Below are 22,528 nucleotides of genomic sequence, written 5' to 3'. Positions count from 1 at the left end.
GAGAGGCGTATAGGAAACCCATCCCTAGAGACCACGCATGGACATAGCGGCACATGATCACAGAACTCGGACATTTCGCCCTAATTCTCGCCTTCATGATTGCCATCGTGCAGGCCGTTATCCCGTTGATCGGCGCCCATAAACGCTGGCCCGGCTGGATGGCCGTGGCGGAGCCCGCAGCACAGGCGCAGTTCCTGTTCACCGCGTTCTCATTCGGCGCGCTGATGTGGGGGTTCATCACCTCCGACTTCTCGCTGAAGCTGGTGACGCTCAACAGCCACTCGGCCAAGCCGATGCTCTACAAGATCTCCGGCACCTGGGGGAACCACGAGGGCTCGATGCTGTTGTGGGTGCTGATCGTCAGCCTGTTCGGGGCCATGGCATCCGTCTTCGGCGGCGGGCTGCCACCGACGCTGAAGGCGCGGGTGCTGTCGGTCCAGGCGGCCATCGGCGTGGCCTTCTTTGCCTTCATCCTTTTCACCTCCAACCCGTTCCTGCGGCTGACGGTGCCGCCGTTTGACGGCCAGGACCTGAACCCGCTCTTGCAGGACCCGGGCCTCGCCTTCCACCCGCCGTTCCTCTACCTCGGCTATGTGGGGCTTTCGATGGCGTTCTCTTTTGCCGTTGCCGCCCTGATCGAAGGCCGCGTCGACGCAGCCTGGGGCCGCTGGGTGCGGCCCTGGACGCTGGCGGCCTGGGTATTCCTGACCATCGGCATCGCGCTGGGGTCTTGGTGGGCCTATTACGAGCTTGGCTGGGGCGGCTTCTGGTTCTGGGATCCGGTTGAAAACGCCTCCTTCATGCCTTGGCTGCTGGCCGCCGCTCTGCTGCACTCCGCCATCGTGGTGGAAAAACGCGAGGCGCTGAAAAGCTGGACCATCCTGCTGGCGATTCTGGCGTTCGGCTTCTCGCTGATCGGCACCTTCATCGTGCGCTCCGGCATCATCACCAGTGTGCACGCCTTCGCCAACGACCCGGAACGCGGCGTGTTCATCCTGTTCATATTGGCCTTCTTCACCGGCGGCGCGCTGACGCTGTTTGCAGCCCGCGCCCAGGCGATGGAAGCCAAGGGGCTGTTCGGCATGGTCAGCCGCGAAACCGCGCTGGTGGCCAACAATATCCTGCTGGCCGTGAGCTGCTTTGTGGTGTTCTTCGGCACCGTCTGGCCGATCGTCGCGGAGATGGTCTTTGCCCGCAAGCTGAGCGTCGGCCCGCCGTTCTTCAACTCTGCCTTCACCCCGTTCATGGTGGTGCTGGGGCTGCTGCTGCCGGTGGGCGCCATGCTGCCCTGGAAGCGCGGGCGCATCGGCCGGGTGGCCTGGCAGCTGCGCTATGTGTTCCTGCTGGCGGTGTCGCTGGGCGTGCTGGCCTGGGCGATGCAGACCGGCCGTTCCGCGCTGGGTCCGGTGGGGCTGTTCCTCGGCTCCTGGATGGTGTTCGGCGCTATGGCGGACCTGTGTCTGCGCAGCGGCAATTCGAACCGCCTGCAGCGGATGCTGCGGCTGCCGCGGGCGGATTGGGGCAAGGCCGTCGCGCACGGCGGGCTCGGCATAACCATTTTTGCCATCGCGGGCCTGACCGCCTGGGAGCAGGAGGACATCCGCGTCGCTCAGCTGGGAGAGCCGTTTGACGTGGGCGCCTTTACCCTGGTCCTGCAGGACGTCAGCCGCGAGCAGGGGCCGAACTACTTCACCACCAAGGGCCGGGTCGAGGTGACCCGCAACGGCCGCCACGAGGCGGTGATGTTCCCGGAGAAACGCGACTATCCGGTGGCCAAGATGCCAACCACCGAGGCGGCAATTGATTACCGCGTGACCCGTGACCTCTATGTGGTGCTGGGGGATCAGCAGCAGGACGGAAGCTGGACCATGCGGACCTATATCAAGCCCTTTGCCAACTGGATCTGGGCGGGCTGCATCCTGATGTCGCTCGGCGGGCTCCTGAGCCTCAGCGACCGGCGCTTCCGGGTGGCGGCGGGTGCGCGCAAGACACCATCGGCGGGAGTGCCAGCGGAATGAAACAGATGCGTCTTCTGATCCTTGCCCTGGCGGCGCTGATGGCGGTTGCGGTCTTCGCCCCGGCGCCCGTGCTGGCGGTGGAGCCGGATGAGGTGCTGGAGGATCCGGCGCTGGAGTCCCGTGCGCGGGAGCTGTCCAAGGACCTGCGCTGCCTGGTCTGCCGCAACGAGAGCATTGATGAATCCAACGCCGAGCTGGCCCGCGATCTGCGGGTGCTGCTGCGCGAGCGGCTGGTGGCTGGCGACAGCGACCGCGAGGCGATGGATTTCATCGTCGACCGCTACGGCGAATATGTGCTCCTGCGCCCCACTGCCAGCGGCGCCAACTGGCTGTTGTGGGCCGCCGGGCCGCTGATGCTGCTGGCGGCGCTGGTGATCGGTGTCTTCTATATCCGCGGCCGCGCGCGGTCGCCCAAGAAGGCTGAACAGCGGCTAAGCGAAGAAGAGCAGGAACGGCTGCGGAAAATCCTGGAGGATTGACGCCGGGTCTGGCTTTCCGGGCCGCGCGCTTTGCTTCACCATGCCTGCCAACCGGCTGCGGCGGCAGACAGATCCCGCGGTCCAGGACTTCAGTTAGGTAGGGCACTCCGATGGAATACAAAGAAATCCTGTTTTCGCTGCAGGACGGGCTGGCGGTGATCACGCTGAACCGGGAGGCGCGCAAAAATGCGCTGACCAGCCGGATGCGCTCTGAGATCACCCATGCGATGCGGCTGGCCGCGGGCGAGGCGCGGGCGGTGGTGCTGATTGGCGCGGGCGATGCGTTCTGCTCCGGCCAGGATCTGAGCGATGCGGGCAGCAACGGCGGCCCGCTCGACCTGGAACGCACGCTGCGCGACGAATACCTGCCGATGCTGCAGGCAATCTATGACTGCCCGGTGCCGGTGGTGGCCGCGGTCAACGGCGCCGCGGCCGGGGCGGGCGCCAATCTGGCGCTGGCCGCCGATGTGGTGATTGCCTGCGAAAGCGCGTTCTTCATGCAGGCCTTCACCAGGATCGGGCTGATCCCCGATGCCGGCGGCACCTGGTTCCTGCCGCGCCAGATCGGTCTGGCCAAGGCAATGGGTGCGGCCCTGTTTGCCGACCGCATCAGCGCCCAGCAGGCCAGCGACTGGGGGATGATCTGGGAAGCGGTGCCGGACGCTGAATTCGAGGCCCATTGGCGCCAACGTGCGGTCTATCTGGCCAGCGGCCCCAGCAAGGCCTTTGCCGCCACCAAATCCGCCCTGCGCGAAAGCTATGGCCGCACTCTGGCGGAGCAGTTGTCGGAAGAGGCGCATCTGCAGGGGCAGTGCGGCAAAACCCGGGATTTCCTGGAAGGCGTGACGGCCTTCATGGAAAAGCGCCCCGCGAAATTCGAGGGGCGCTGAGGCGTTCCAGGAGTCCCGGCGCTATCCAGCGCCGGGGCGGCAAACCGTTTAAGCCATCGGGGATGCCACCAAGGCAACCTGGGCTTCGAGATTGAAATCCTCACTTACGTCTGTGATGCGCAGCACGGTTTCACCATCAGCCCGCAATTCGGCATCATTTGTACCGTCCGGGTTGGCAATGCTCACTATAGTAAGGTTCGGCGCAGCGGCGGTTTCATCATAGCGGTAGACAATCATGTCTTCGCTGGTATTGAAATCGGTGACGGTGGCGTATTCACCGTCGCTCAGCCAGTCGCCTGCCACGAATTCATCCGCACCATCCCCGCCGTTCAGGGTATCATCCCCACCGCCGATCAGAGTGTCTTGGCCATTGCCGCCGATCAACTCGTCGCCGGTGCCGTCATCCCTGATCATATAGGACTCACTTCCGATGGAGTTCGGTGAAAGGCCATGAACCAGATCATCGAACACGTCCTCAGCAAAGCTCGGCCCCCGGCCTAGGACATCGCCGCCGTTCAGAAGGTCATTTCCTTCGCCGCCTTCAAGTGTGTCGGCGCCATCGCCGCCTTGAAGGGCGTCGCCGCCATATCCGCCTTCCAGACCGTCATTGCCATCATCGCCGCGCAGGTAGTCTGCGCCAAGGCTTCCCTTGAGCACGTCATTGCCGGTGCCGCCATGCAGAAAATCGAGACCGTCGCCGCCATTCAATGTGTCGTTCCCCGCCTCTCCGGCGAGAAAGTCGGGATCGGCTTCGCCATGCAGGTAGTCATTGCCCTCGTCACCGTAAAGTGAATCCTGTCCCTCACCACCGTCCAGTTCGTCCGCACCGCTGCCGCCATCCAGAAGATCACTTCCATCTTCGCCCCGGATCAGGTCATTGCCGCCAAAGCCGCCGATGGAGTCCGCCCCCTCGCCGCCGCTGATGTGGTCGTTCCCGTCGTTGCCGAGCAGAAGATCGTCACCATCAGTGCCGTTTTGCGTTTGAAAGGCTTCCTCCTCATCATCATCCAGCGCAACCGCCACGCCGCCGATGGTGAGGCCGATGCCGAGCAAGAGTAAAAATTCCATGTTATCAATCCCATATTCAGCTGGCAGACGGCATTCTGCAAATACACGCGCGGGGCGGTCTGCCAAATCGAGTAAACTCTCCAGTTCAGTATGCGGTTGTGTGGGTTTAGTCAAATACTCCTAAATATTGAATTTTCAGAAGAAACAGTCCGGCTGGAATCTGGCTATTGTCCCGGACAGCCACCATTTCCGCGGGTTGCCCCGCAGAGTTCGGGACAGCCGCGTGCAGGGGGCACAAAAGAAAACGCCCCGCAGAATGCGGGGCGTCTGGATGGCTTGAACCGGCGCTTAGCGCTGTTCGATGTCAACGTAGTCACGCATGGTTTCGCCGAGGTACAACTGGCGCGGGCGGCCGATCTTGTTCTGCGGATCGGCGATCATTTCCTTCCACTGCGAGATCCAGCCGACGGTGCGCGACAGCGCGAAGATCGGGGTGAACATCGAGGTCGGGAAGCCCATCGCCTCCAGGATGATGCCGGAGTAGAAGTCGACGTTCGGAAACAGCTTCTTCTCGATGAAGTAGGGGTCGTTGAGGGCGGTCTGTTCCAGTTCCTTGGCAACCTGCAAGAGCGGGTTGTCCTCGACGCCCAGCAATTCCAGCACCTCGTCCGCGGACTGCTTCAGCACCTTGGCGCGCGGGTCGGTGTTCTTGTACACGCGGTGGCCAAAGCCCATCAGGCGGAACGGATCGTTCTTGTCCTTGGCGCGGGCGATGTATTCCGGAATGCGGTCGACGGTGCCGATTTCCTTGAGCATTTCCAGGCAGGCCTGGTTGGCGCCGCCGTGGGCCGGGCCCCAGAGGCAGGCGATGCCGGCCGCGATGCAGGCGAACGGGTTTGCTCCGGAGGAGGACGCCAGGCGCACGGTGGAAGTGGAGGCGTTCTGCTCGTGATCCGCGTGCAGAGTCAGGATGCGGTCCATGGCCCGGCTGAGGATCGGGTTCACGTGGTATTCCTCGGCCGGAACCGAGAAGCACATGTGCAGGAAGTTGGCGGCGTAATCGAGATCGTTCTTCGGGTACACAAACGGCTGGCCGATCGAATACTTGTAGGCCATCGCGGCGATGGTCGGCAGCTTGGCGATCAGACGGACCGCGGCAACCTCACGCTGCCAGGGATCGGTCACGTCCAGCGAGTCGTGGTAGAAGGCCGACATTGCGCCGACAACACCCACCAGGGTTGCCATCGGGTGCGCGTCGCGGCGGAAGCCGCGGAAGAAGTTGTGCATCTGCTCATGCACCATGGTGTGACGGGTCACACGGGTCTCAAAATCCTCGAGCTGCGCCGCGGTCGGCAGTTCGCCGTAAAGCAGCAGGTAGCAGACCTCGAGATAGTGCGATTTGGACGCCAGCTGGTCGATCGGGTAGCCGCGGTGCAGCAGTTCACCCTTGTCGCCGTCGATATAGGTAATGGTGCTGTCGCAGCTGGCGGTGGAGGTGAAGCCCGGGTCGTAAGTGAACACACCTGCCTGCGCATAGAGCTTGCGGATGTCGACAACATCGGGCCCGGCCGTTGGCGAGAAAATGGGCAGCTCGTAATTTTCGCCATTCAGCGTGAGCGTGGCAGATTTCTGTGTCTCGGTCATAGATGTCCCTTCCTGTTGCGGGCACGAAAGCTGCCCCGTTCGGGCGTCTTCATGCGGGGCAGCGCCTGCGCGTCTCCGCGCAGGGGTTGTCGTCTCAGAAACAGGCGTGCCCGGCAGTTCAGACCCGGGTCAGCCTGTTGCGTCCTTGAGCCGGGCGAGGGTTTCCTCGCGGCCCAGAATCAGCATCATATCGAACACCGAAGGCGTTACCGCCCGGCCGGCCAGCACCGCCCGCAAGGGGCCTGCCAGCTTGCCGAACTTGGTATCATGTGCTTCTGCAAATGCGTTCAGAAGCGCCTCCAGATCGTCACGGACCCAGCTAGCATTTTGCAGCTGCGGCGTCAATTCTTCCAGTATACCATCGGATACAGAAGACAATGCCTTTTCTGCCTTCGCGTCCCGTTCAAGAGGCCGTGAAGCAAGGATAAAATGCGCTTTTTCAAGCAGTTCAGGGAAAGTGCGCGCCCTATCCTTGAGGCAATACATCGCACGTTCCAGCCCCTGTGACTGCGCGTCAGTCAAGGCGGGTTCCCCGGCAGCGGCCAGATAGTCACAGATTTCCTGCCGCAGCGCGGCATCATCGCCAATGGCAATGTGCTGGCCGCAGAGATTCTCCAGCTTCTTGGTGTCGAACCGGGCCGGGCTTTTGCCGATGCCAGCGAGATTAAACCACTCTTTGGCCTGGCTGTCCGTAAAAAACTCGTCATCGCCGTGCGACCAGCCGAGACGTGCCAGGTAGTTGCGCATGCCCGCGGCCGGGTAGCCCATCGCCTGGTACTCCTGGGCGCCGAGCGCGCCGTGGCGTTTGGACAGCTTCTTTCCGTCGGCGCCGTGGATCAGGGGGATATGGGCCCAAACCGGCACGTCCCAGCCCATCGCCTGATAGATCATCATCTGGCGGGCGGCGTTATTCAGGTGATCGTCGCCGCGGATCACATGGGTCACTCCCATGTCGTGGTCATCGACCACCACCGCAAGCATGTAGACCGGGGTGCCGTCGGAGCGCAGCAGGATCATATCATCGAGCTGATCGTTGCGGATGGTGACATCGCCCTGGACCTCGTCCTTGATCACGGTGGCGCCGTCCTGCGGTGCCTTGATGCGGATCACATAAGGCGCATCCGGGTGGCTGGCCTCATCCGCGTCGCGCCATGGCGACCGGTAGAGGGTCGATTTGCCCTCGGCCTTGGCCTGGTCGCGGAAGGCGGCGATTTCCTCCTGGGTGGCAAAGCACTTGTAGGCCTTGCCTTCGGCCAGCAGCTGCTTGGCAACCTCGGCGTGGCGGCCGGCGCGCTCGAACTGGCTGATCACTTCGCCGTCATGATCAAGGCCCAGCCATTCCATGCCCTGCAGGATGGCGGCGGTTGCCTCGGGCGTGGAGCGTTCGCGGTCGGTGTCTTCGATCCGCAACAGGAACTTGCCGCCGCGGCCGCGGGCGTACAGCCAGTTGAACAGCGCGGTGCGGGCGCCGCCGATGTGCAGATAGCCGGTGGGAGAGGGCGCGAAGCGGGTGACAACCGGTTGGGTCATGTGCAGGATTTACCTTTTGGAAACCATGTGAGGCGTAGTGTTTCCGCCTGTCTACCGGGCCAGAAGGCGGGGGGCAAGCATGCGCCTTGGCACTGCCATCAGCGACGTTCTGCACGCACAGCGCGGCAACCTGTTTCTCTGGGTGCCGGTGCTTTTGGGCGCCGGGATCGGGACCTATTTCAGCCTGAAATCCGAACCAGGCGGCGCGCTGATTGCCAGCTTGGCCGCCCTGTCGCTGATATTCGGCGTCTGCGCGCTGCTGCGGCGGCCGCTGGCGTTTCTTTGCTGGGTGCCTGCGCTGCTGGCGTCGGGGCTGTGCCTGGCCTATGCGCGGGCGCATTGGGTCTCCGCCCCGGTTCTGGACTTGCGCTATTACGGCCCGGTCGCGGGGAGGGTGGTGTCGGTGGACCGGTCGCCCACCGATGCGCTGCGGCTGACGCTGGATCAGGTGCGGCTGGACCGAGTTGCGCCCTCGGATACGCCTGCGCGGGTCAGGATTTCGCTGAAGGGGCAGACGGATCTGCCACCGCCTGGCGCGCGGGTGATGACCACCGCGCATCTGCTGCCGCCGCAGGGGCCGGTGGAGCCCGGCGGGTTCGATTTCCGGCGCCACGCCTGGTTCAAGCAGCTCGGCGGGCTGGGCTACACACGGGTGCCGGTTCTGCTGGCGGAAGCCCCCGGTGCTGACAAGCCGGTTGAACGGCTGCGCAGATCGCTGGCGCAGAACCTGCAAAAGCGGCTGCCCGGGGAGGCTGGCGGCTTTGCAGCGGCTGTCACCGCCGGTGACCGCAGCGGCGTGGGCGAGGAGACACTGACCGCGCTGCGGCAGAGCAACCTGGCGCATCTTCTGGCCATCTCCGGCCTGCACATGGGGCTGCTGACCGGATTTGTCTTTGCCGCGCTGCGCAGCCTGATGTGCCTGGTTCCCTGGGCCGCGCTGCGCTGGCCGGTCAAGAAGCTGGCCGCCGCCGTGGCGCTGGCAGCCGGGGCGGGGTATCTGCTGCTGTCGGGCGGCAATGTGGCGACGGAGCGCGCCTTCGTCATGGTGGCGGTGATGTTTGGCGCAGTGCTGCTGAACCGGCGGGCGATCACCCTGCGCGCGGTGGCAGTGGCAGCGGTGATCGTGCTGCTCAGGCGGCCGGAAAGCCTGCTGAGCCCCGGTTTCCAGATGAGCTTTGCCGCCACTGCAGCGCTGGTGGCTGTGTTTGCCGCGCTGCGGGACGGGCAGGTGCCGCTGGGGCCGCGCTGGCTGCGCCCGGTGGCGGCGCTGGTGATTTCTTCTGCCGTGGCCGGGGCTGCCACAGCCCCCTTTGCGGCGGCGCATTTCAACACCGTCCCGCACTACGGGCTGCTGGCGAACCTGCTGTCGGTGCCGGTGATGGGCACGGTTGTGATCCCCGCCGCCGTGCTGGCTTTGTGCCTGGCGCCCTTTGAACTGGAGGGGATCGGGCTGGCGGTGATGCAATTGGGGATGGAGTGGATCCTGGCGGTGGCCCGGAGTGTCTCCGGCTTTGACGGTGCGGTGTCGCATGTGGCGGCGCCGGGACCCTGGGTGCTGCCGCTGCTCTCCGGCGGCTTGGTCTTTGCGGTGATCTGGCAGGGCCGGTTGCGGCTGGCGGGGCTGCTGCCTGCCGCCGCGGCGCTGGGGATCTGGACCATGGCGGAGCGCCCGGACATCCTGATTGCCGATTCCGGCGGGCTGGTCGGGGTGATGGGGGCCGAGGGCCGCGCGCTGTCGCGCGCCAAGGCGCAAGGGTTCACTGCAGAGATCTGGTTGGAGAATGACGGCGATCCGGCATCACAGCCCGCTGCCGCCTCCCGCTGGGCTGACGGGCTGGACAGCCTGCCGGTGTGGCAGGGTGAGGGGTTCCGCCTGATGCATGCGCCGGGAAAGCGTAAACTTGCGGCAGCAAGCGATTGCAAAGACGGGGATATCGTCATTTCCACCGTACCGGGCGCCAGCGGCTGCCTGCTGCTGACGCCGGAGGTGATGCGGCAGACCGGAAGCCTCGCCCTGACCCGGGACGGCAAGCTGCTGACGGCGCGGGACGCGGCGGGCGAGCGGCCCTGGACAGGCTGGCAGCCGGAGGGGCGGGAAATCCGCCGCCTGCGGCTGCTGCTGAACGGGGCGGGAGGTCAGTAAGTGCGGATCAGCCCGACCAGGCGGCCCTGCACCTGGACCATGTCCTCGGGATAGCGGCGGGTTTCATAGACCGGGTTGGCGGCTTCCAGGGCGATCATGGAGCCCTCGCGGTAATAGCGCTTCAGCGTCGCCTCCTGGCCCTCGACCAGCGCCACCACGATATCCCCGTTGTCCGCGGCAGAGGTTTCGCGGATCACCACGATGTCGCCGTCGTTGATGCCGGCCTCGATCATCGAGTCGCCCTTGACCTCCAATGCGTAGTGCTGGCCGGTTGGGGTGATCATGCCGCCCGGCACCGCAACCTGGTGCGAAACCTGGCTGATCGCCTCGATCGGCACACCGGCGGCTATGCGGCCCATCACCGGCAGTTCGACCGCCGCCTGGCGCAGCGGGTCTGCTGATGCCGGGGCCGGCGCCGTGGTCTTCGCCTGGCCGCCCTCGATCACCTTGGGTGCGAAACCCTGCGGTTCGCCGGTGCCGCCGAGGCTTTCGGGCAGACGGATGATTTCGATGGCGCGGGCACGGTGCGGCAGGCGGCGGATGAAGCCGCGTTCCTCAAGCGCCGTGATCAGCCGGTGGATGCCGGATTTCGACCGGAGGTCGAGTTCGGTCTTCATTTCGTCAAAACTGGGGGGCACGCCATCGCGCTGCAGGCGTTTGTGAATGAATTCCAGCAGTTGAAGTTGCTTCCTTGTGAGCATCGCCGCGCCCTCCGTGCCTCGTGTTTTCTTTTGTTCTACGCATGTTCACGTTTTGTGTCAACATGGATGTAGTTGCACAGAAGCAGAGAACCTGCCAGCGGCGCGTGCCGCTGGCTTGAGTATTTGTGCAAAGAAGAAACCGTTTCAGATGGAGAGGTATTGCACGGTTTCACCTGCGGCGCGGGCGCCGTCGGCGGGCGGGCGGACCAGCAGAGCGTTGGCGTCTGCCAAGACGGTGAGCAGCGAGCTGTCCTGGTTTTCAAAAGCCGTCAGCCGGCCGTTTTCGACCTTGGCGCGCATATAGTGCTCCCGCGGGCTGTTTGCCGGCAGGGCAGCCGCCAGGACTGCCGTGCGCAGCTGTGCGGCCTCAGCCGGCAGGCCCAGCATGGTGCGGATCACCGGCGCCAGGAAGACATGGCCGCAGACCATGGCGGATACTGGGTTACCGGGCAGGCCAACCATGGCGGCCCCGCCCATCCGGCCCGCCATCAGCGGCTTTCCGGGGCGCATGGCGACCTTGTAGAAGCTGCGCTCCATCCCGAGGTCTTGCGCCACCTTGCCGACCAGATCGTGATCACCGACCGAGGCGCCGCCGATGGTGACCACAAGATCCGCCCCCTCAGCCAGTTCGAATGCGGTGCGCAAGCTGCTTTCGGTGTCGCGGGCGATGGGCAGGATTCGGGCGCGGGCGCCGAGATCCTCCAGCATCGCCTTGAGGCCGAAGGTGTTGGAGGCGATGATCTGGTCCGGTCCTGGCGTGCCGCCGGGCATCACCAGTTCGTCGCCGGTGGAGATCAGCGAGACCTCCGGGCGGCGGGTGACAGGAACCGAGGGGATGTTCATCGCGGCCAGCAGTGCGATGTCCGCAGGCGTCAGCAGCTTGGGTGCGCTTACGGTCTGGCCATCGGTGAAATCACCGCTGCGGGGGCGGATATTGTGGTTGCCGCCGGGCTCATCTGTGATGGTGATGAGGTCGCCGTTGCGGGTCACATCCTCTTGAATGACAACGAAACTTGCGCCTTCCGGCACCGGGGCTCCGGTGAAGATCCGAACCGCCTGTCCGGCCCCGACGCGGCCGCTGAATGCGTGGCCGGCAGCGGCCTCGCCAATCACTTTGAACATGGCGTGCAGCTCGACCTCGGCGGCGTTGACCGCATAGCCGTCCATGGCGGAGGCGGAGAACGGCGGCTGGTCGCGGCGGGCCTGCACATCGCGGGCGAGCACCCGGCCTGCGGCCTGGTCCAGCGGCACTTCCTCGGTTTCCAGTTGGCTGACAAGCGCCAGAATATGCGCGCGGGCTTCGCTGACAGGGATCATTTACGCCTCATACCTGCCTGATTTTCCGCCATCTTTCAGCGTGACGCGGATGCCGCCGATCTGCATTGCCTTGTCCACGGCCTTAGCCATGTCATAGACGGTGAGCGCGGCGGTGGAGACTGCGGTGAGCGCCTCCATCTCAACCCCGGTCTGGCCGGTGGTCTTGACCGTGGCCTCGATCCGAACGCCGGGAAGGTCCGGATCCAGCGTGAGCTCCACCGCGACCTTGGTCACCGGCAGCGGGTGGCAGAGCGGGATCAGTTCCGGTGTCTTCTTGGCGCCCATGATACCGGCCAGACGCGCCACGGACAGCACATCACCCTTCTTGGCACGGCCTTCGGAAATGATATCAAAGGTTTCCTGCGCCATGGTGATGTGGCCCTCGGCGGTGGCAATGCGCGAGGTCACCGCCTTGTCCGAGACATCAACCATATGGGCGTCGCCCTTGGTGTCGAAATGGGTGAGGCTCATCCGGTCCTCCCTTACATCATGCCGGGTGTCAGCGGGTTGGCGAGCAGCGCGCGGGTAGCGGCGGCCACATCGTCCTGCCGCATCAGGCTTTCGCCGATGAGGAAGGTGCGGGCGCCGTAGCGGGCCATGTCGCTGAGATCCGCGGACGTGAACAGACCGCTTTCGCAGACGATGGTGCGGTCAGCGGGCACCATTCGGGACAGGGTCCGGGTGGTGTCCAGCGTCGTCTCGAAGGTCTTGAGATTGCGGTTATTGATGCCCATCAGCGGCGACTTCAGATTGCAGGCACGCTCCAGCTCTTCGGCGTCATGCACCTCCAGCAGCACATCCATACCCCATTCAAAGGCGCTTTCTTCCAGCTCCTGCGCCTGGGCGTCTGAAACGGAAGCTAGGATGATCAGGATGCAGTCAGCCCCCAGCGCGCGGGCTTCGGCCACCTGGTAGGTGTCATACATGAAGTCCTTGCGCAGCGCAGGCAGGGAGCAGGCGTCGCGGGCTTGGGTGAGAAACTCCTTGGCGCCCTGGAAGCTGGGAGTGTCGGTCAGCACCGACAGGCAGGTGGCGCCGCCGTCCTCATAAGCCTTGGCCAGTTCCGCCGGCTCGAAATCGGGGCGGATCAGGCCCTTGGACGGGCTGGCCTTCTTGATTTCGGCGATCAGCCCGTAACCGGTGCGGTTGGCCTGCATCAGGTTTTTCGCAAAGCCGCGCACCGGTGAGGCATTCTTCGCCTCGGCCTCGACAGCCTCCAGCGGTTTGGCGGCCTTGTCTGCGGCCACTTCCTCGAGCTTGTAGGCCTTGATTTTTTCGAGCACGTTTTCGGTCATACCGGTGCCTCCGTTCCTGCATTCCAGTCTATGGCAGTTTCACCGCGGGCGGCGAGCCAATTGTTCACTTTTGAAAAGGGCCGGGACCCGAAGAAGCCGCGCCGCGCCGACAAGGGCGAGGGATGGGCGGTTTTCAGGATCAGGTGATCGCCCGGTTTGATATGTTTTTCAAGCTTCTGCGCCGAATTTCCCCAGAGAATGTAGGCCGTTGGGGTTTCGGACGTCAGTTCAAGCACCTGATGCACCAGATGGTTCCAGCCAAGGTGCTTGTGGCCGTTCGCCTCACCTGCCGGGACCGAGAGGGCTGTGTTCAGCAAAAGCACCCCCTGGCGCGCCCAGCCGCGCAGGTCGGCGTTCGGGGGGAGCACACCAAGATCCTCCTCCAGCTCTTTGTAAATATTCGACAATGAGCGGGGAAGGGGGCGCACATGCGGTTCCGCCGAGAAGGCAAGCCCGTGGGCGTGGCCGGGCGTCGGATAGGGGTCCTGGCCCAGGATAACCACGCGGGTGTCCTGCGGCTGGGTCAGCTCCAGCGCCGCAAACCGCTGGCCGGCGGGCGGCAGGATGTCACGCGCATCTTCTGCGATTGCCGCTGAGATGGCTGGCCAGCGGGTGGTGAAAAAAGGCAGGCTGGACCAGGCGCCCAGCCCTGCGGGCAGGTCGGTCATGCGGCTGAAGTGATCCTGGCCAGAGCATCGACCTTGGCTTTGGCAGCGCCGTTGTCGATCGACTCTGCAGCGAGGGCGACGCCCTCCCTGAGGTCCGAAGCCTTGCCTGCAACCACCAGCGCGGCGGCGGTGTTCAGCAGCACCGCATCGCGGTAGGCCGAGGGCCTGCCCTGCAGCAGGACGCGGAAAGCCATTGCGTTTTCCTCGGGCGTGCCGCCAACGATCTTGTCGAAGGAATGCACCGGAAGGCCGGCATCCTCCGGATGCAGCTCCACCTCGCGGATTTCGCCGTCCTCCTCCAGCGCCGAGACCCAGCTGACGCCGGTGATGGTCAGCTCATCGGTGCCGTCGGACCCGTGCACCAGCCAGGCGCGCTCGGAGCCAAGGGCCTTGAGGGTTTCCGCCATCGGGCGGATCATCTCGCGGCTGAAGGCGCCGGTCAGCTGGCGCTTGACGCCGGCCGGGTTGGTAAGGGGGCCGAGGATATTGAAGATGGTGCGGGTGCCCAGCTCTTGCCGGGTCGGCATCACATGCGCCACCGCCGGGTGGTGCATCGGCGCCATCATGAAGCCGATGCCGGCCTCATTGATCGCCTTTTCAACCACTTGCGGGCCGACCATCACGTTGATGCCCATCTGGGACTGCATGTCGGCAGTGCCGGATTTCGAACTGAGGTTGCGGTTGCCGTGCTTTGCCACAACCACGCCGGCACCGGCCGCGACAAAGGCGGTAGCAGTGGAAATGTTTAGGGTGTTTTTGCCGTCGCCGCCGGTGCCGACGATGTCCATCGCACCGGCGGGGGCCTTCACCGGGTGGCACTTGGAGCGCATCACGGCAGCGGCGGCGGCGTATTCGTCGACGCTCTCGCCGCGGGTCCGCATTGCCATCAGAAGGCCGCCGATCTGGCTCGGCGTGGCCTCGCCCTCAAACAGCAGGGTAAAGGCGGTTTCGGCTTCTTCGCGGGTCAGGGACCGCTCGGCGGCGGCGCCGATCAGCGGCTTCAGGCGATCGCTCATGCTGGCACCTGCATCACGTCGAGGAAGTTTTTCAGCAGCGCGTGGCCGTGCTCCGACGCAATCGATTCCGGGTGGAACTGGACGCCGTGGATCGGCAGCTCCTTGTGCTGCAGGCCCATGATGGTGCCGTCTTCCAGATCAGCAGTGATTTCCAGGCAATCCGGTAGGCTTTCGCGCTCCACCACCAGCGAGTGGTAGCGGGTGGCCTCAAAAGGCGACGGCAAACCTTTGAAAACGCCGGTGTCCTTGTGATGCATCATGCCCATCTTGCCGTGCACGATCTCATGGCAGCGAACCACCTTGCCGCCGAAGGCCTGGCCGATGGTCTGATGACCGAGGCAGACGCCCATTAGCGGCGTTCGGGTTTCGGCCGCCGCCTCTGTCAGCGCCAGGCAGATGCCGGCCTGATCCGGGTCGCAGGGGCCGGGCGACAGCAGGATGCCAGCGGGCTTCATCGCCATTGCTTCCTGCACGTTGATGGCGTCGTTGCGGTGCACTTCCATTTCAGCGCCAAGCTCGCCGAGGTAATGGACGAGATTGTAGGTGAAGGAATCGTAGTTATCGATCAGCAGCAGCATCTTGCGGGCTCTTTTAAGGGTGGCGGGCGGGGTGCGCGCCGCAGTATAGTGGTTGCAACATACTTGTTCAGGGATACGGGGCAGCGTCAAGGGCAGGAACGGCGAATGCAGGGGCGAACCGGTATAAGGTGCGCACAAGCAAGCCAGGACAGCGCTGCACGGCAGAAAGATTGAGAGGCAAAACAGGCATGCGGGGATTTCTGGGCGGCGTGAGTGTCGGGGCATTGCTGGCTGCTGGCGGGCTGGCGATGCTGTCTTTGTCGGTGCCATTGCCGCAGACGGCGCCCAAACCGGATCCGGTTCCGGAGCCTGCCGGGGAGACCGCGAGCACTGCCCCCGAAGCGGCGGAAGAGACAGCCGGCGGGTTGCCTGAACCGGTGGCGCAAGATCCCGGCGCAGCGCCGCAGATGCCCAATGGCGGCAGCGACGGGACAGAAGTTCCCGGCAACGGCCAGGGACGGGATGCGGATCTGGCCGAGGTTCAGCCGGAAGTGCCTGCAAGCGTGGCCGCGGAGGATGACCTGAGCGCCCTGGCGGGGGCAGATACCAAACCGGCCCAAAGGCCGGCGGTTGGGCTGTCTACCTCCGCAGAAAGCTCTGAAAGCCTGGCACTGACCGAAGCTCCGGATCCTGCGGAAGCTGCGTCTGAGCGCCAGCCGCAGGCTGTGCTGCCTGCGGTGCCAGAAGCGCCGGACGGCGAAAGCGCGGTTGTGGCCGCAACAGAACCCGCGCCGGAACCCGAGCAAAAAACGGCAGAAGAGGACATCGCTGAAACTGCCCCTTTGGAGCCGGAATTGACACCTAAGGCGGTTGAAGCCCCGGCCGCCAGCTCCATCCAGGCCCCTGATATCGGCAGCGCACCGAAGGCCACAACGCTTCCGGTGATTGGTGCGGCCCCAGCTGTTCCGGCCGCGCCGGACGGCAGCACTGGCGGGACCGAAGCGGAAAGCGATGCGCCGGGCACCACCGCTGAAGCCGCTGAGCCAGCCCCTTTGACGCCCGGAATCGGCACGCCGGTGGTGCCGCTTACCGAGCGCGACAAGCAGGGCCCAAGCTCAGCTGATGCCGCCGGATGGCAGGAAACCGCACCGTTTACCGTCAATTCAGAGCCGTTCTTCAATCCCGAAGACCGGCCCCTGATGTCGATCGTGCTGATTGACGATACCGGCGCGTTTGGCTCGGAAGCGCTGGCGGAGTTTCCTTATCCTTTGAGCTTTGCCATCGATCCCGATGACCCGGAAGCGGCAAAGAAGATGGCTGCGCGCCGGGCGGCTGGATTCGAAGTGCTGATGCTGGCAGACCTGCCGCGCGAAGCTACGCCGCAGGATGCGGAGACCGCATTGGAGGTTTGGCGCAGAAAACTGCCCGAGGCGGTGGCAATCCTGGAAGGCGTTGAGACCGGCGTGCAGGGCAACCGCCCGCTGGCGGATCAGGTGGCGGCGGTAGCGGCCTCTGCCGGTTACGGGCTGGTGACACAGGACAGCGGCCTAAACACCGTGCAGAAGCTGGCGCTGCGCGACGGTGTGCCGGCCGGGGTGGTGTTCCGCGACTTTGACGGAGCAGGCCAGGATCCGCGGGCGATCCGGCGGTTCCTGGATCAGGCAGCGTTCCGGGCCGGGCAGGAGGGCGCTGTGATCATGCTGGGCCGCCTGCGCCCGGACACGATTTCGGCGCTCTTGTTGTGGGGGCTGCAGGACCGGGCAGAAAGGGTGGCATTGGCGCCGGTTTCGGCCAGCCTGGATTCGCTGCTGCCTGCCAAATGAAAACGGCGCCCTGCGCGGGCGCCGTTGCCTCCGGCGGGAGTATTTTCGGAAAGATGAAACACTGAGCCTTATGGCTTGGCCCCTTAGCTGTTGCCGCTTCCGGTGAAGCGGGCCGCGTCTGCAGCAGCACGGCGGATGGCGTTGGATTTGTGGACGGTCTCCATGTATTCCGCCTCCGGGTCGCTGTCATAGACGACGCCGCCGCCGGCCTGAATATAAAGGTTCTGGTCCTTGACGATGGCGGTGCGCAGCGCAATGCACATGTCCATGTCGCCGCCAGCCGAGAAATAGCCGACGCCGCCGCCGTAGATGCCGCGTTTTTCCGGCTCCAGTTCGTCGATGATTTCCATCGCGCGCACCTTGGGCGCGCCGGAGACGGTGCCGGCCGGCATGCCGGCAAAGAAGGCATCCAGCGCGTCCTTGTCCTCTGCCAGTTCCCCCACAACGTTGGAGACGATGTGCATGACGTGGCTGTAGCGCTCAATGATGAACTTCTCGGTCGGGCGCACGGTGCCGATCTTGGCGACCCGGCCGGTGTCGTTGCGGCCCAGATCCAGGAGCATCAGGTGCTCTGCCAGTTCCTTCTTGTCGGCCAGCAGATCCGCTTCTAGCGCCTTGTCCTCTTCCGGCGTGGCGCCGCGGGGGCGGGTACCTGCGATCGGGCGGATGGTGACTTCCTGCCCGAAGACGCGAACCAGGATTTCCGGGGAGGCGCCGACCACCTGGAAGCCGCCGAAGTTGAAATAGAACATGAAGGGCGACGGGTTGGTGCGGCGCAGCGAGCGGTAAAGTGCGAAGGGCGGCTGGCGGAATTCCTGGGTCCAGCGCTGTGCCGGAACGACCTGAAAGATGTCGCCTGCGCGGATGTAGTCCTTGGCCTTCTCCACCGCGGCCATGTAGCCGTCCTTGGTGAAGTTCGAGACTGGCGGGGAGACTTCGTGCGCGTCGCCGAGGTCGCGGCTTTCGGCGGGCATGGCGCGTTCCAGATCGCGCACCGCGTCCATCACCCGTTCGGCGGCCTGGGCGTAAGCCGCCTTGGCGGTCTGGCCGTCGCTGGACCAGACAGGCGACACCACGGTGACCTCGCCCTTGACGCCATCGAGCACGGCAATGACCGAAGGACGTAGCATCAGCGCGTCGGGCAGGCCGAGCGGGTCGGGGTTCACGTCCGGCAGGTGTTCCACCAGGCGGATCATGTCATAACCCAAGTAGCCGAAAAGGCCGGCCGCGGCCTGGGGCAGATCGTCGGGCAGGTCAATTTTGCTTTCGGCAATCAGCGCCCGCAGGTTGTCCATCGGGTTGCCGTCCTGGGCCGTGAAGTCATCCGCATCAAACCGTGCCGAGCGGTTCAGGGCCGACAGCTCCCCGTGGCAGCGCCAGACCAGATCCGGTTTCATTCCGATGATCGAGTAGCGCCCGCGCACCTCGCCGCCGGTCACCGATTCCAGCATGAAGGCGTCCTTCTGGGCGCCGGTCAGCTTGAGCATCAGCGACACCGGGGTGTCGAGGTCGGCGGCAAGGCGGGTGTAGACGACCTGGTTTTCGCCGGCCTCGTAAGCCTTGGAGAAACTGTCGAAATCGGGGGTCAGGGCCATGGGTCTGGTGCCTTGGTTACTGGAAGTTTGCCTGCGCTGCATTCAGCGCCTGCTGGTCAACACGGGGTTCGGCGCGGGTCTGGACGTCCTGCGCATAGGCCTGGAACAGCTCCTGCGCCAGCGCCTGGTCCAGCTGCGCCTGCAGCGCCTGGGTGAGCAGAGTCATGTCGTCGCTCTGCTCCGGCGGCAGGATGGCGTCGAGGCGGACAACCACTGCGGAGTCCGCATCCTGCACCAGACGGAAATCACCGACCTCCATCGCGAACACACCTGTGACCAGATCAGCCGGCACGGTGTCGATATAGGCGGTGCGGGTCAGGCCGCTTTCGGTTTTCACCGCGGCCTCCTCGGCAAAGCCGTCTGCGGCTTCTGCCTGCGCCAGCAGCGCTTGGCCCTGTTCCGTGAGCGCATTGGCAAGCCGGTCGGCCTGCCAGGCGGCCAGGACATTGTCCTTGGCTTCGGCAAAGGGTTCCGGGCGCTCCGGCAGGGTGTCATCGAGGCGCAGGGCGAACAGGCTGCCGTCCTCCAGGAAGCCGACCTCCGGGAAGTCGTCGGCGGTGACGGCGGCGGCGGCGGTGCGGAAGGCCTCATAAGCGGCGATGTCGCCGCTGCGCTCCTCGGTCCAGTTGATCTGGGCCAGCTCCAGCCCGCTTTCGGTTGCCAGCTCCTCCAGCGTGGCGCCGCCGGCCAGCATGTCGTCGATGTCTTCGGCCTGAGTTTCCACCAAGCGGCGGGCACGGTCGGAGGCGAGTTCCTCAACCAGTTCCGGCTTGGCGTCCTCAAAAGTGGTGATCTGCGCCTCCAGGCGGCCGTTGACGCGGTAGAGCGCCGGGCCAAGGTCGGAGGGCAGGGGGCCGGCGACGGTGCCGACCTCAGCCGAGAAGACATCAGTGCCTGCCGCGCCGAGATCACCCATGGTGACGTCGCCCATGTCGATGTCCTGCAGGGTCAGTCCGCGGCCCTCAACCAAGCTTTCAAACGTGGCGCCGCCGGTTTTCAGCTGCGCCTTGGCGCTGGCGGCGGCCTCATCGTTGCCGAACACCAGGCGTTCAACCAAGCGTCGTTCCGGCACCTGATACTGATCCGAACGGTCTTCGAACAGGCGTTGCAGCTGTGCCTCGTCCACCTCGATCTCGTCCAGCAGCATGGAGGGACGCAGGGCGGCATATGTGATGACCTTCGTTTCCGGCAGCATGAACTGGTCCTGATTGGCCTCGTAGAAGGCTTTCAGGTCGGCGTCAGAAGGCACCTCAGTCGCCAGGGCAATGTCCGAGGCGTTAAGTTGCACATAGGAGAAGCTGCGGCGGGCGCCGATGTAGCTGGTCAGGGTTTCGGTCAGGGTTTCGGGCATTTTGGTGCCGGACAGCACTGCGCCTTGAACGATGGTGCGGGCGGCCTCGCGGCGCAGGTCTTCCTCAAACTCCTTTTCCGTCAGGCCCGCGTTGCGCAGGGCAAAGCTGTAGGCCTCGCGGTCGAACTGGCCGTTCACGCCCTGGAAGGCGTCGATGGCAGCCAGTTCCTCAATCAGGTTTTCATCGCCCAGCGACAGGCCGAGGCTCTTGGCCTCGTGATCCAGCGCCGCCAGAGAGATCAGGCGGCCCAGAACCACCCGGTCGAGGCCGAATGCGGTCATTTGAGACATCGGCATGGCCTGGCCGGTCTGCGCCTGCAGGGCCCGCTGTTCGCGCTGAAGCTCGCGAACGTAGTTGCCGATACTGACTTCCTCGTCGCCGACAGTTGCGACCGACGAGGACGAACTGGTGAAGTTCACCGCGCCAAACCCGGCAAGGCCGACAATCAGCATCCCCATCAGGATCCAGACAAAGGTTTTGGAAAGATGTTTCATGCCTGCGGCCATGATGCCCTCTTTATTGTTCTGCTGCGCAAGGGGGTGCCTTGCAGCGGGAAATGCCGCTGACTGAATACGCGGCTGCCCGCAGAGGGGCAAGATGATTGCAGAGCAAACTGCTGGATGATCAGGGATTAAAGGCTGCCAGCCGGTCGAACAGAGTGCGGATGCCCGCGCGGTCCACATTGGCAAAGGCAATCCGGAACTGGCGGGCACCGTCCGGGTTTCCGGCGGGCATGAACATGGAGCCCGGCAGCATCAGGATGGAGGCTTCTTCAACCAGTTTGCGGGCGATCTGTTCGGACGGCTGGCTGAAGGGGTGTTCGACATAGGCGAAGTAAGCGCCGCAACCGAGCAGTTTCCAGCCTTTTTCAGCCAGCACCGGAAAGCCTTCCTCGATGGCAAGGCGCCGGTCGAGGATTTGCTGGCGCTCGCCGGCCAGCCAGTCCTGCAGGTTTTCGATCCCCCAAAGCGCCCCGGCCTGGCCCAGCTGCGAGGGGCAGATTGTGACGGTGTCGAGGAACTTCTCCATTTCGAACAGGCGGTCCTCCGAGGCAGCGATGGCGCCGACCCGGTGGCCTGTCAGCCTGTAGGCCTTGGAGAAGGAATAGAGATGGATCAGGGTCGTGTCCCAGTCCGGCATCCGGAACAGCCCGTGCGCTGCGCCTTCTCTGCTGTCGAAGTCGCGGTAGGTTTCATCGACGATCAGGGCCAGGCCGCGCGCGCGGGCGAGGCTGAAGAAGGCCTGAACCAGTGCCGCCGGGTATTCCACGCCGCAGGGGTTGTTAGGGGTGACCAGCACGATGGCGCGGGTGCGGTCGGTGATCAGGGCCTCAGCGGCAGCCAGGTCCGGCAGCATGCCGTCGCCAACATGCAGCGGCACGGCGGAGACGCCGGCCATATCCAGCCACATTTTGTGATTGAAATACCAAGGGACCGGGATGATCACCTCATCCCCTTCACCGCAGAGAGCGGCGATGGCGGCGGCAAAGGCCTGGTTGCAACCTGAAGTGATGCCGATCTGCTCCGGCTTCACGTCGGCCCTGTAGTGGCCGGAAACCTGCCGGGCCAAAGCCTGCCGCAGCGGGTCATTGCCCAAAACGGGGCCGTAGAGATGTGCTGAGACGTCGTTCAGTGCCGCCTCTGCCAGTGCCTGACGCAGCCCTTCGGGCGGGGCTTCGGCCGGGGCGGCCTGGCTAACGTTCAGCAGCGGGCGGTCCGGCGGAAACGCGGCCCCGGCCACCCAGCGGCGCGATTCGACGATGGGAGAAACGAAGGTGGCTTGGGTGCGGGAAACGGGCATGGGAAGCTCCGGGCGGCAGCGGAAAATGTGAGGTGCGCCGGATTGGGCGCCGGCATATGTCTGGCATGGCGCCTAAAGCATCTCAAGCGGTAACAGCTGATGCGGGCGCGGCCAAAGAAAAAGGCGCGCTGCAGCGCGCGCCTTTCCGATATTGCTGCCGGGACCGGATCAGTCCTTGCCGCGGTAGGGTTCCACATACTGCAGCGCCATGTCCCACGGGAAGAAGATCCAGGTGTCCTGGCTCACCTCGGTGATGAAGGTGTCCACCATCGGACGCCCCTTGGGCTTGGCATAGACGGTCGCGAAATGCGCCTTGGGGTACATCTCGCGCACCAGCTCAAGGGTTTTGCCGCTGTCCACCAGGTCGTCGATGATCAGCACGCCCTCGCCGTCGCCCATCAGATCAGCGTCGGGGGATTTCAGCACTTCGGCCTCGCCCTGGGCCTGGTGGTGGTAGGAGCGCACCGAGATGGTGTCGACGGTGCGGATGTCCAGCTCGCGGCTGACGATCATGGCCGGCGCCATGCCGCCGCGGGTGATCGCCACAACGGCGCGCCAGGCGCCGTCATCGGGGCCTTGCCCGTCCAGGCGCCACGCCAGCGCGCGGCTGTCGCGGTGGATCTGGTCCCAGCTGATGTGAAAGCCTTTTTCGTGCGGCAGACGATCGGTCATTTTATGTGCTCCCCGCGGTGTCGCGTCAGCTTGCCGGAGCCCGGACCGCTGTCCAGGGC

19 protein-coding genes are annotated in these 22,528 nt (G+C 64.8%); 5 read left to right on the top strand and 14 right to left on the bottom strand.

Annotated elements, in window-relative coordinates; genetic code table 11:
- Positions 1–53: 53 nt before the first annotated feature.
- The 3 genes from AC58NV_RS02650 (at position 54) to AC58NV_RS02640 (ending at position 3,387) form a co-directional block, all read left to right on the top strand.
- On the top strand, positions 54–2,018 hold the full coding sequence (locus tag AC58NV_RS02650) for a heme lyase CcmF/NrfE family subunit (RefSeq protein WP_497225758.1): 1,965 nt from the start codon (positions 54–56) through the stop codon (positions 2,016–2,018).
- A 5-nt stretch (positions 2,019–2,023) separates the two neighbouring features.
- Positions 2,024–2,497 carry a cytochrome c-type biogenesis protein gene (locus AC58NV_RS02645; RefSeq protein ID WP_497226386.1) on the top strand — a complete coding sequence of 158 codons (474 nt, stop codon included), beginning with the start codon at positions 2,024–2,026 and terminating at the stop codon, positions 2,495–2,497.
- 110 nt (positions 2,498–2,607) lie between these two features.
- Positions 2,608–3,387, top strand: coding sequence for an enoyl-CoA hydratase-related protein (locus AC58NV_RS02640; RefSeq protein ID WP_497225757.1), 780 nt, complete (start codon positions 2,608–2,610; stop codon positions 3,385–3,387).
- Positions 3,388–3,435: 48 nt separating this feature from the next.
- Here AC58NV_RS02640 and AC58NV_RS02635 read toward each other — a convergent pair whose 3' ends face one another.
- The 3 genes from AC58NV_RS02635 to gltX all read right to left on the bottom strand — a co-directional run bounded on the left by AC58NV_RS02635 (position 3,436) and on the right by gltX (position 7,569).
- The gene (locus AC58NV_RS02635; protein WP_497225756.1) at positions 3,436–4,455 is read right to left on the bottom strand and encodes a calcium-binding protein; all 1,020 of its coding nucleotides are present in this window, start codon (positions 4,453–4,455) and stop codon (positions 3,436–3,438) included.
- A gap of 288 nt (positions 4,456–4,743) precedes the next feature.
- Entirely contained in the window at positions 4,744–6,039 is a 1,296-nt protein-coding gene (locus tag AC58NV_RS02630) for a citrate synthase (RefSeq protein WP_497225755.1), read from the bottom strand.
- A 129-nt stretch (positions 6,040–6,168) separates the two neighbouring features.
- The gene (gene gltX / locus AC58NV_RS02625) at positions 6,169–7,569 is read right to left on the bottom strand and encodes a glutamate--tRNA ligase (RefSeq protein WP_497225754.1); all 1,401 of its coding nucleotides are present in this window, start codon (positions 7,567–7,569) and stop codon (positions 6,169–6,171) included.
- Positions 7,570–7,648: 79 nt separating this feature from the next.
- Here gltX and AC58NV_RS02620 point away from each other — a divergent pair, with 79 nt between their 5' ends.
- Positions 7,649–9,712 (top strand): ComEC/Rec2 family competence protein, encoded by a 2,064-nt coding sequence (locus tag AC58NV_RS02620; protein WP_497225753.1) that lies wholly within the window; start codon positions 7,649–7,651, stop codon positions 9,710–9,712.
- Here AC58NV_RS02620 and lexA read toward each other — a convergent pair.
- From lexA to AC58NV_RS02585, 7 genes are all read right to left on the bottom strand, one after another.
- The gene (gene lexA, locus AC58NV_RS02615) at positions 9,706–10,413 is read right to left on the bottom strand and encodes a transcriptional repressor LexA (protein ID WP_497225752.1); all 708 of its coding nucleotides are present in this window, start codon (positions 10,411–10,413) and stop codon (positions 9,706–9,708) included. The genes AC58NV_RS02620 and lexA overlap by 7 nt on opposite strands.
- A 144-nt stretch (positions 10,414–10,557) precedes the next feature.
- Positions 10,558–11,730 carry a molybdopterin molybdotransferase MoeA gene (locus AC58NV_RS02610; RefSeq protein WP_497225751.1) on the bottom strand — a complete coding sequence of 391 codons (1,173 nt, stop codon included), beginning with the start codon at positions 11,728–11,730 and terminating at the stop codon, positions 10,558–10,560.
- Complete coding sequence (moaC, locus tag AC58NV_RS02605; RefSeq protein WP_497225750.1) at positions 11,731–12,201, bottom strand: cyclic pyranopterin monophosphate synthase MoaC; 471 nt, start codon at positions 12,199–12,201, stop codon at positions 11,731–11,733.
- Positions 12,202–12,212: 11 nt separating this feature from the next.
- Entirely contained in the window at positions 12,213–13,025 is an 813-nt protein-coding gene (trpC, locus tag AC58NV_RS02600) for an indole-3-glycerol phosphate synthase TrpC (RefSeq protein WP_497225749.1), read from the bottom strand.
- Entirely contained in the window at positions 13,022–13,693 is a 672-nt protein-coding gene (locus AC58NV_RS02595; RefSeq protein WP_497225748.1) for a uracil-DNA glycosylase, read from the bottom strand. Before AC58NV_RS02595 ends, trpC begins: the two co-directional genes overlap by 4 nt.
- Positions 13,690–14,709 (bottom strand): anthranilate phosphoribosyltransferase, encoded by a 1,020-nt coding sequence (gene trpD / locus AC58NV_RS02590; protein ID WP_497225747.1) that lies wholly within the window; start codon positions 14,707–14,709, stop codon positions 13,690–13,692. The genes AC58NV_RS02595 and trpD overlap by 4 nt, the downstream gene beginning before the upstream one ends.
- Positions 14,706–15,287: an anthranilate synthase component II gene (locus AC58NV_RS02585; RefSeq protein ID WP_497225746.1), complete on the bottom strand. Its 582-nt coding sequence runs from the start codon at positions 15,285–15,287 to the stop codon at positions 14,706–14,708. Before AC58NV_RS02585 ends, trpD begins: the two co-directional genes overlap by 4 nt.
- 188 nt (positions 15,288–15,475) lie before the next feature.
- Between AC58NV_RS02585 and AC58NV_RS02580 the strand changes: the two genes are divergently transcribed.
- Entirely contained in the window at positions 15,476–17,050 is a 1,575-nt protein-coding gene (locus AC58NV_RS02580) for a divergent polysaccharide deacetylase family protein (protein ID WP_497225745.1), read from the top strand.
- An 83-nt stretch (positions 17,051–17,133) separates the two neighbouring features.
- Here the strand turns inward: AC58NV_RS02580 and trpE are convergent, their stop codons facing one another.
- The 4 genes from trpE to gpt all read right to left on the bottom strand — a co-directional run bounded on the left by trpE (position 17,134) and on the right by gpt (position 22,469).
- Positions 17,134–18,645, bottom strand: coding sequence for an anthranilate synthase component I (gene trpE, locus AC58NV_RS02575; RefSeq protein ID WP_497225744.1), 1,512 nt, complete (start codon positions 18,643–18,645; stop codon positions 17,134–17,136).
- Between the two features lie 16 nt (positions 18,646–18,661).
- Positions 18,662–20,503 carry a peptidylprolyl isomerase gene (locus tag AC58NV_RS02570; RefSeq protein WP_497225743.1) on the bottom strand — a complete coding sequence of 614 codons (1,842 nt, stop codon included), beginning with the start codon at positions 20,501–20,503 and terminating at the stop codon, positions 18,662–18,664.
- 118 nt (positions 20,504–20,621) lie between these two features.
- Entirely contained in the window at positions 20,622–21,797 is a 1,176-nt protein-coding gene (locus tag AC58NV_RS02565) for an aminotransferase (protein WP_497225742.1), read from the bottom strand.
- A 168-nt stretch (positions 21,798–21,965) separates the two neighbouring features.
- A complete protein-coding gene (gene gpt / locus AC58NV_RS02560) occupies positions 21,966–22,469 on the bottom strand; it encodes a xanthine phosphoribosyltransferase (protein ID WP_366662644.1) in 504 nt (167 codons plus the stop codon).
- Positions 22,470–22,528 lie beyond the last annotated feature (59 nt).

This window comes from Leisingera sp. ANG49 (assembly GCF_059694505.1).
This window is presented reverse-complemented; position numbering and strand designations above follow the sequence as displayed.

Coding starts and splice junctions, on each gene's coding strand:
- AC58NV_RS02570 (WP_497225743.1), bottom strand. CDS start 20,503: ATGGCCGCAGGCATGAAACATCTTTCCAAAACCTTTGTCTGGATCCTG.
- AC58NV_RS02635 (WP_497225756.1), bottom strand. CDS start 4,455: ATGGAATTTTTACTCTTGCTCGGCATCGGCCTCACCATCGGCGGCGTG.
- lexA (WP_497225752.1), bottom strand. CDS start 10,413: ATGCTCACAAGGAAGCAACTTCAACTGCTGGAATTCATTCACAAACGC.
- AC58NV_RS02620 (WP_497225753.1), top strand. CDS start 7,649: ATGCGCCTTGGCACTGCCATCAGCGACGTTCTGCACGCACAGCGCGGC.
- trpC (WP_497225749.1), bottom strand. CDS start 13,025: ATGACCGAAAACGTGCTCGAAAAAATCAAGGCCTACAAGCTCGAGGAA.
- moaC (WP_497225750.1), bottom strand. CDS start 12,201: ATGAGCCTCACCCATTTCGACACCAAGGGCGACGCCCATATGGTTGAT.
- trpD (WP_497225747.1), bottom strand. CDS start 14,709: ATGAGCGATCGCCTGAAGCCGCTGATCGGCGCCGCCGCCGAGCGGTCC.
- AC58NV_RS02650 (WP_497225758.1), top strand. CDS start 54: ATGATCACAGAACTCGGACATTTCGCCCTAATTCTCGCCTTCATGATT.
- AC58NV_RS02640 (WP_497225757.1), top strand. CDS start 2,608: ATGGAATACAAAGAAATCCTGTTTTCGCTGCAGGACGGGCTGGCGGTG.
- AC58NV_RS02585 (WP_497225746.1), bottom strand. CDS start 15,287: ATGCTGCTGCTGATCGATAACTACGATTCCTTCACCTACAATCTCGTC.
- AC58NV_RS02580 (WP_497225745.1), top strand. CDS start 15,476: ATGCGGGGATTTCTGGGCGGCGTGAGTGTCGGGGCATTGCTGGCTGCT.
- AC58NV_RS02645 (WP_497226386.1), top strand. CDS start 2,024: ATGCGTCTTCTGATCCTTGCCCTGGCGGCGCTGATGGCGGTTGCGGTC.
- AC58NV_RS02565 (WP_497225742.1), bottom strand. CDS start 21,797: ATGCCCGTTTCCCGCACCCAAGCCACCTTCGTTTCTCCCATCGTCGAA.
- AC58NV_RS02595 (WP_497225748.1), bottom strand. CDS start 13,693: ATGACCGACCTGCCCGCAGGGCTGGGCGCCTGGTCCAGCCTGCCTTTT.
- AC58NV_RS02610 (WP_497225751.1), bottom strand. CDS start 11,730: ATGATCCCTGTCAGCGAAGCCCGCGCGCATATTCTGGCGCTTGTCAGC.
- AC58NV_RS02630 (WP_497225755.1), bottom strand. CDS start 6,039: ATGACCGAGACACAGAAATCTGCCACGCTCACGCTGAATGGCGAAAAT.
- trpE (WP_497225744.1), bottom strand. CDS start 18,645: ATGGCCCTGACCCCCGATTTCGACAGTTTCTCCAAGGCTTACGAGGCC.
- gltX (WP_497225754.1), bottom strand. CDS start 7,569: ATGACCCAACCGGTTGTCACCCGCTTCGCGCCCTCTCCCACCGGCTAT.
- gpt (WP_366662644.1), bottom strand. CDS start 22,469: ATGACCGATCGTCTGCCGCACGAAAAAGGCTTTCACATCAGCTGGGAC.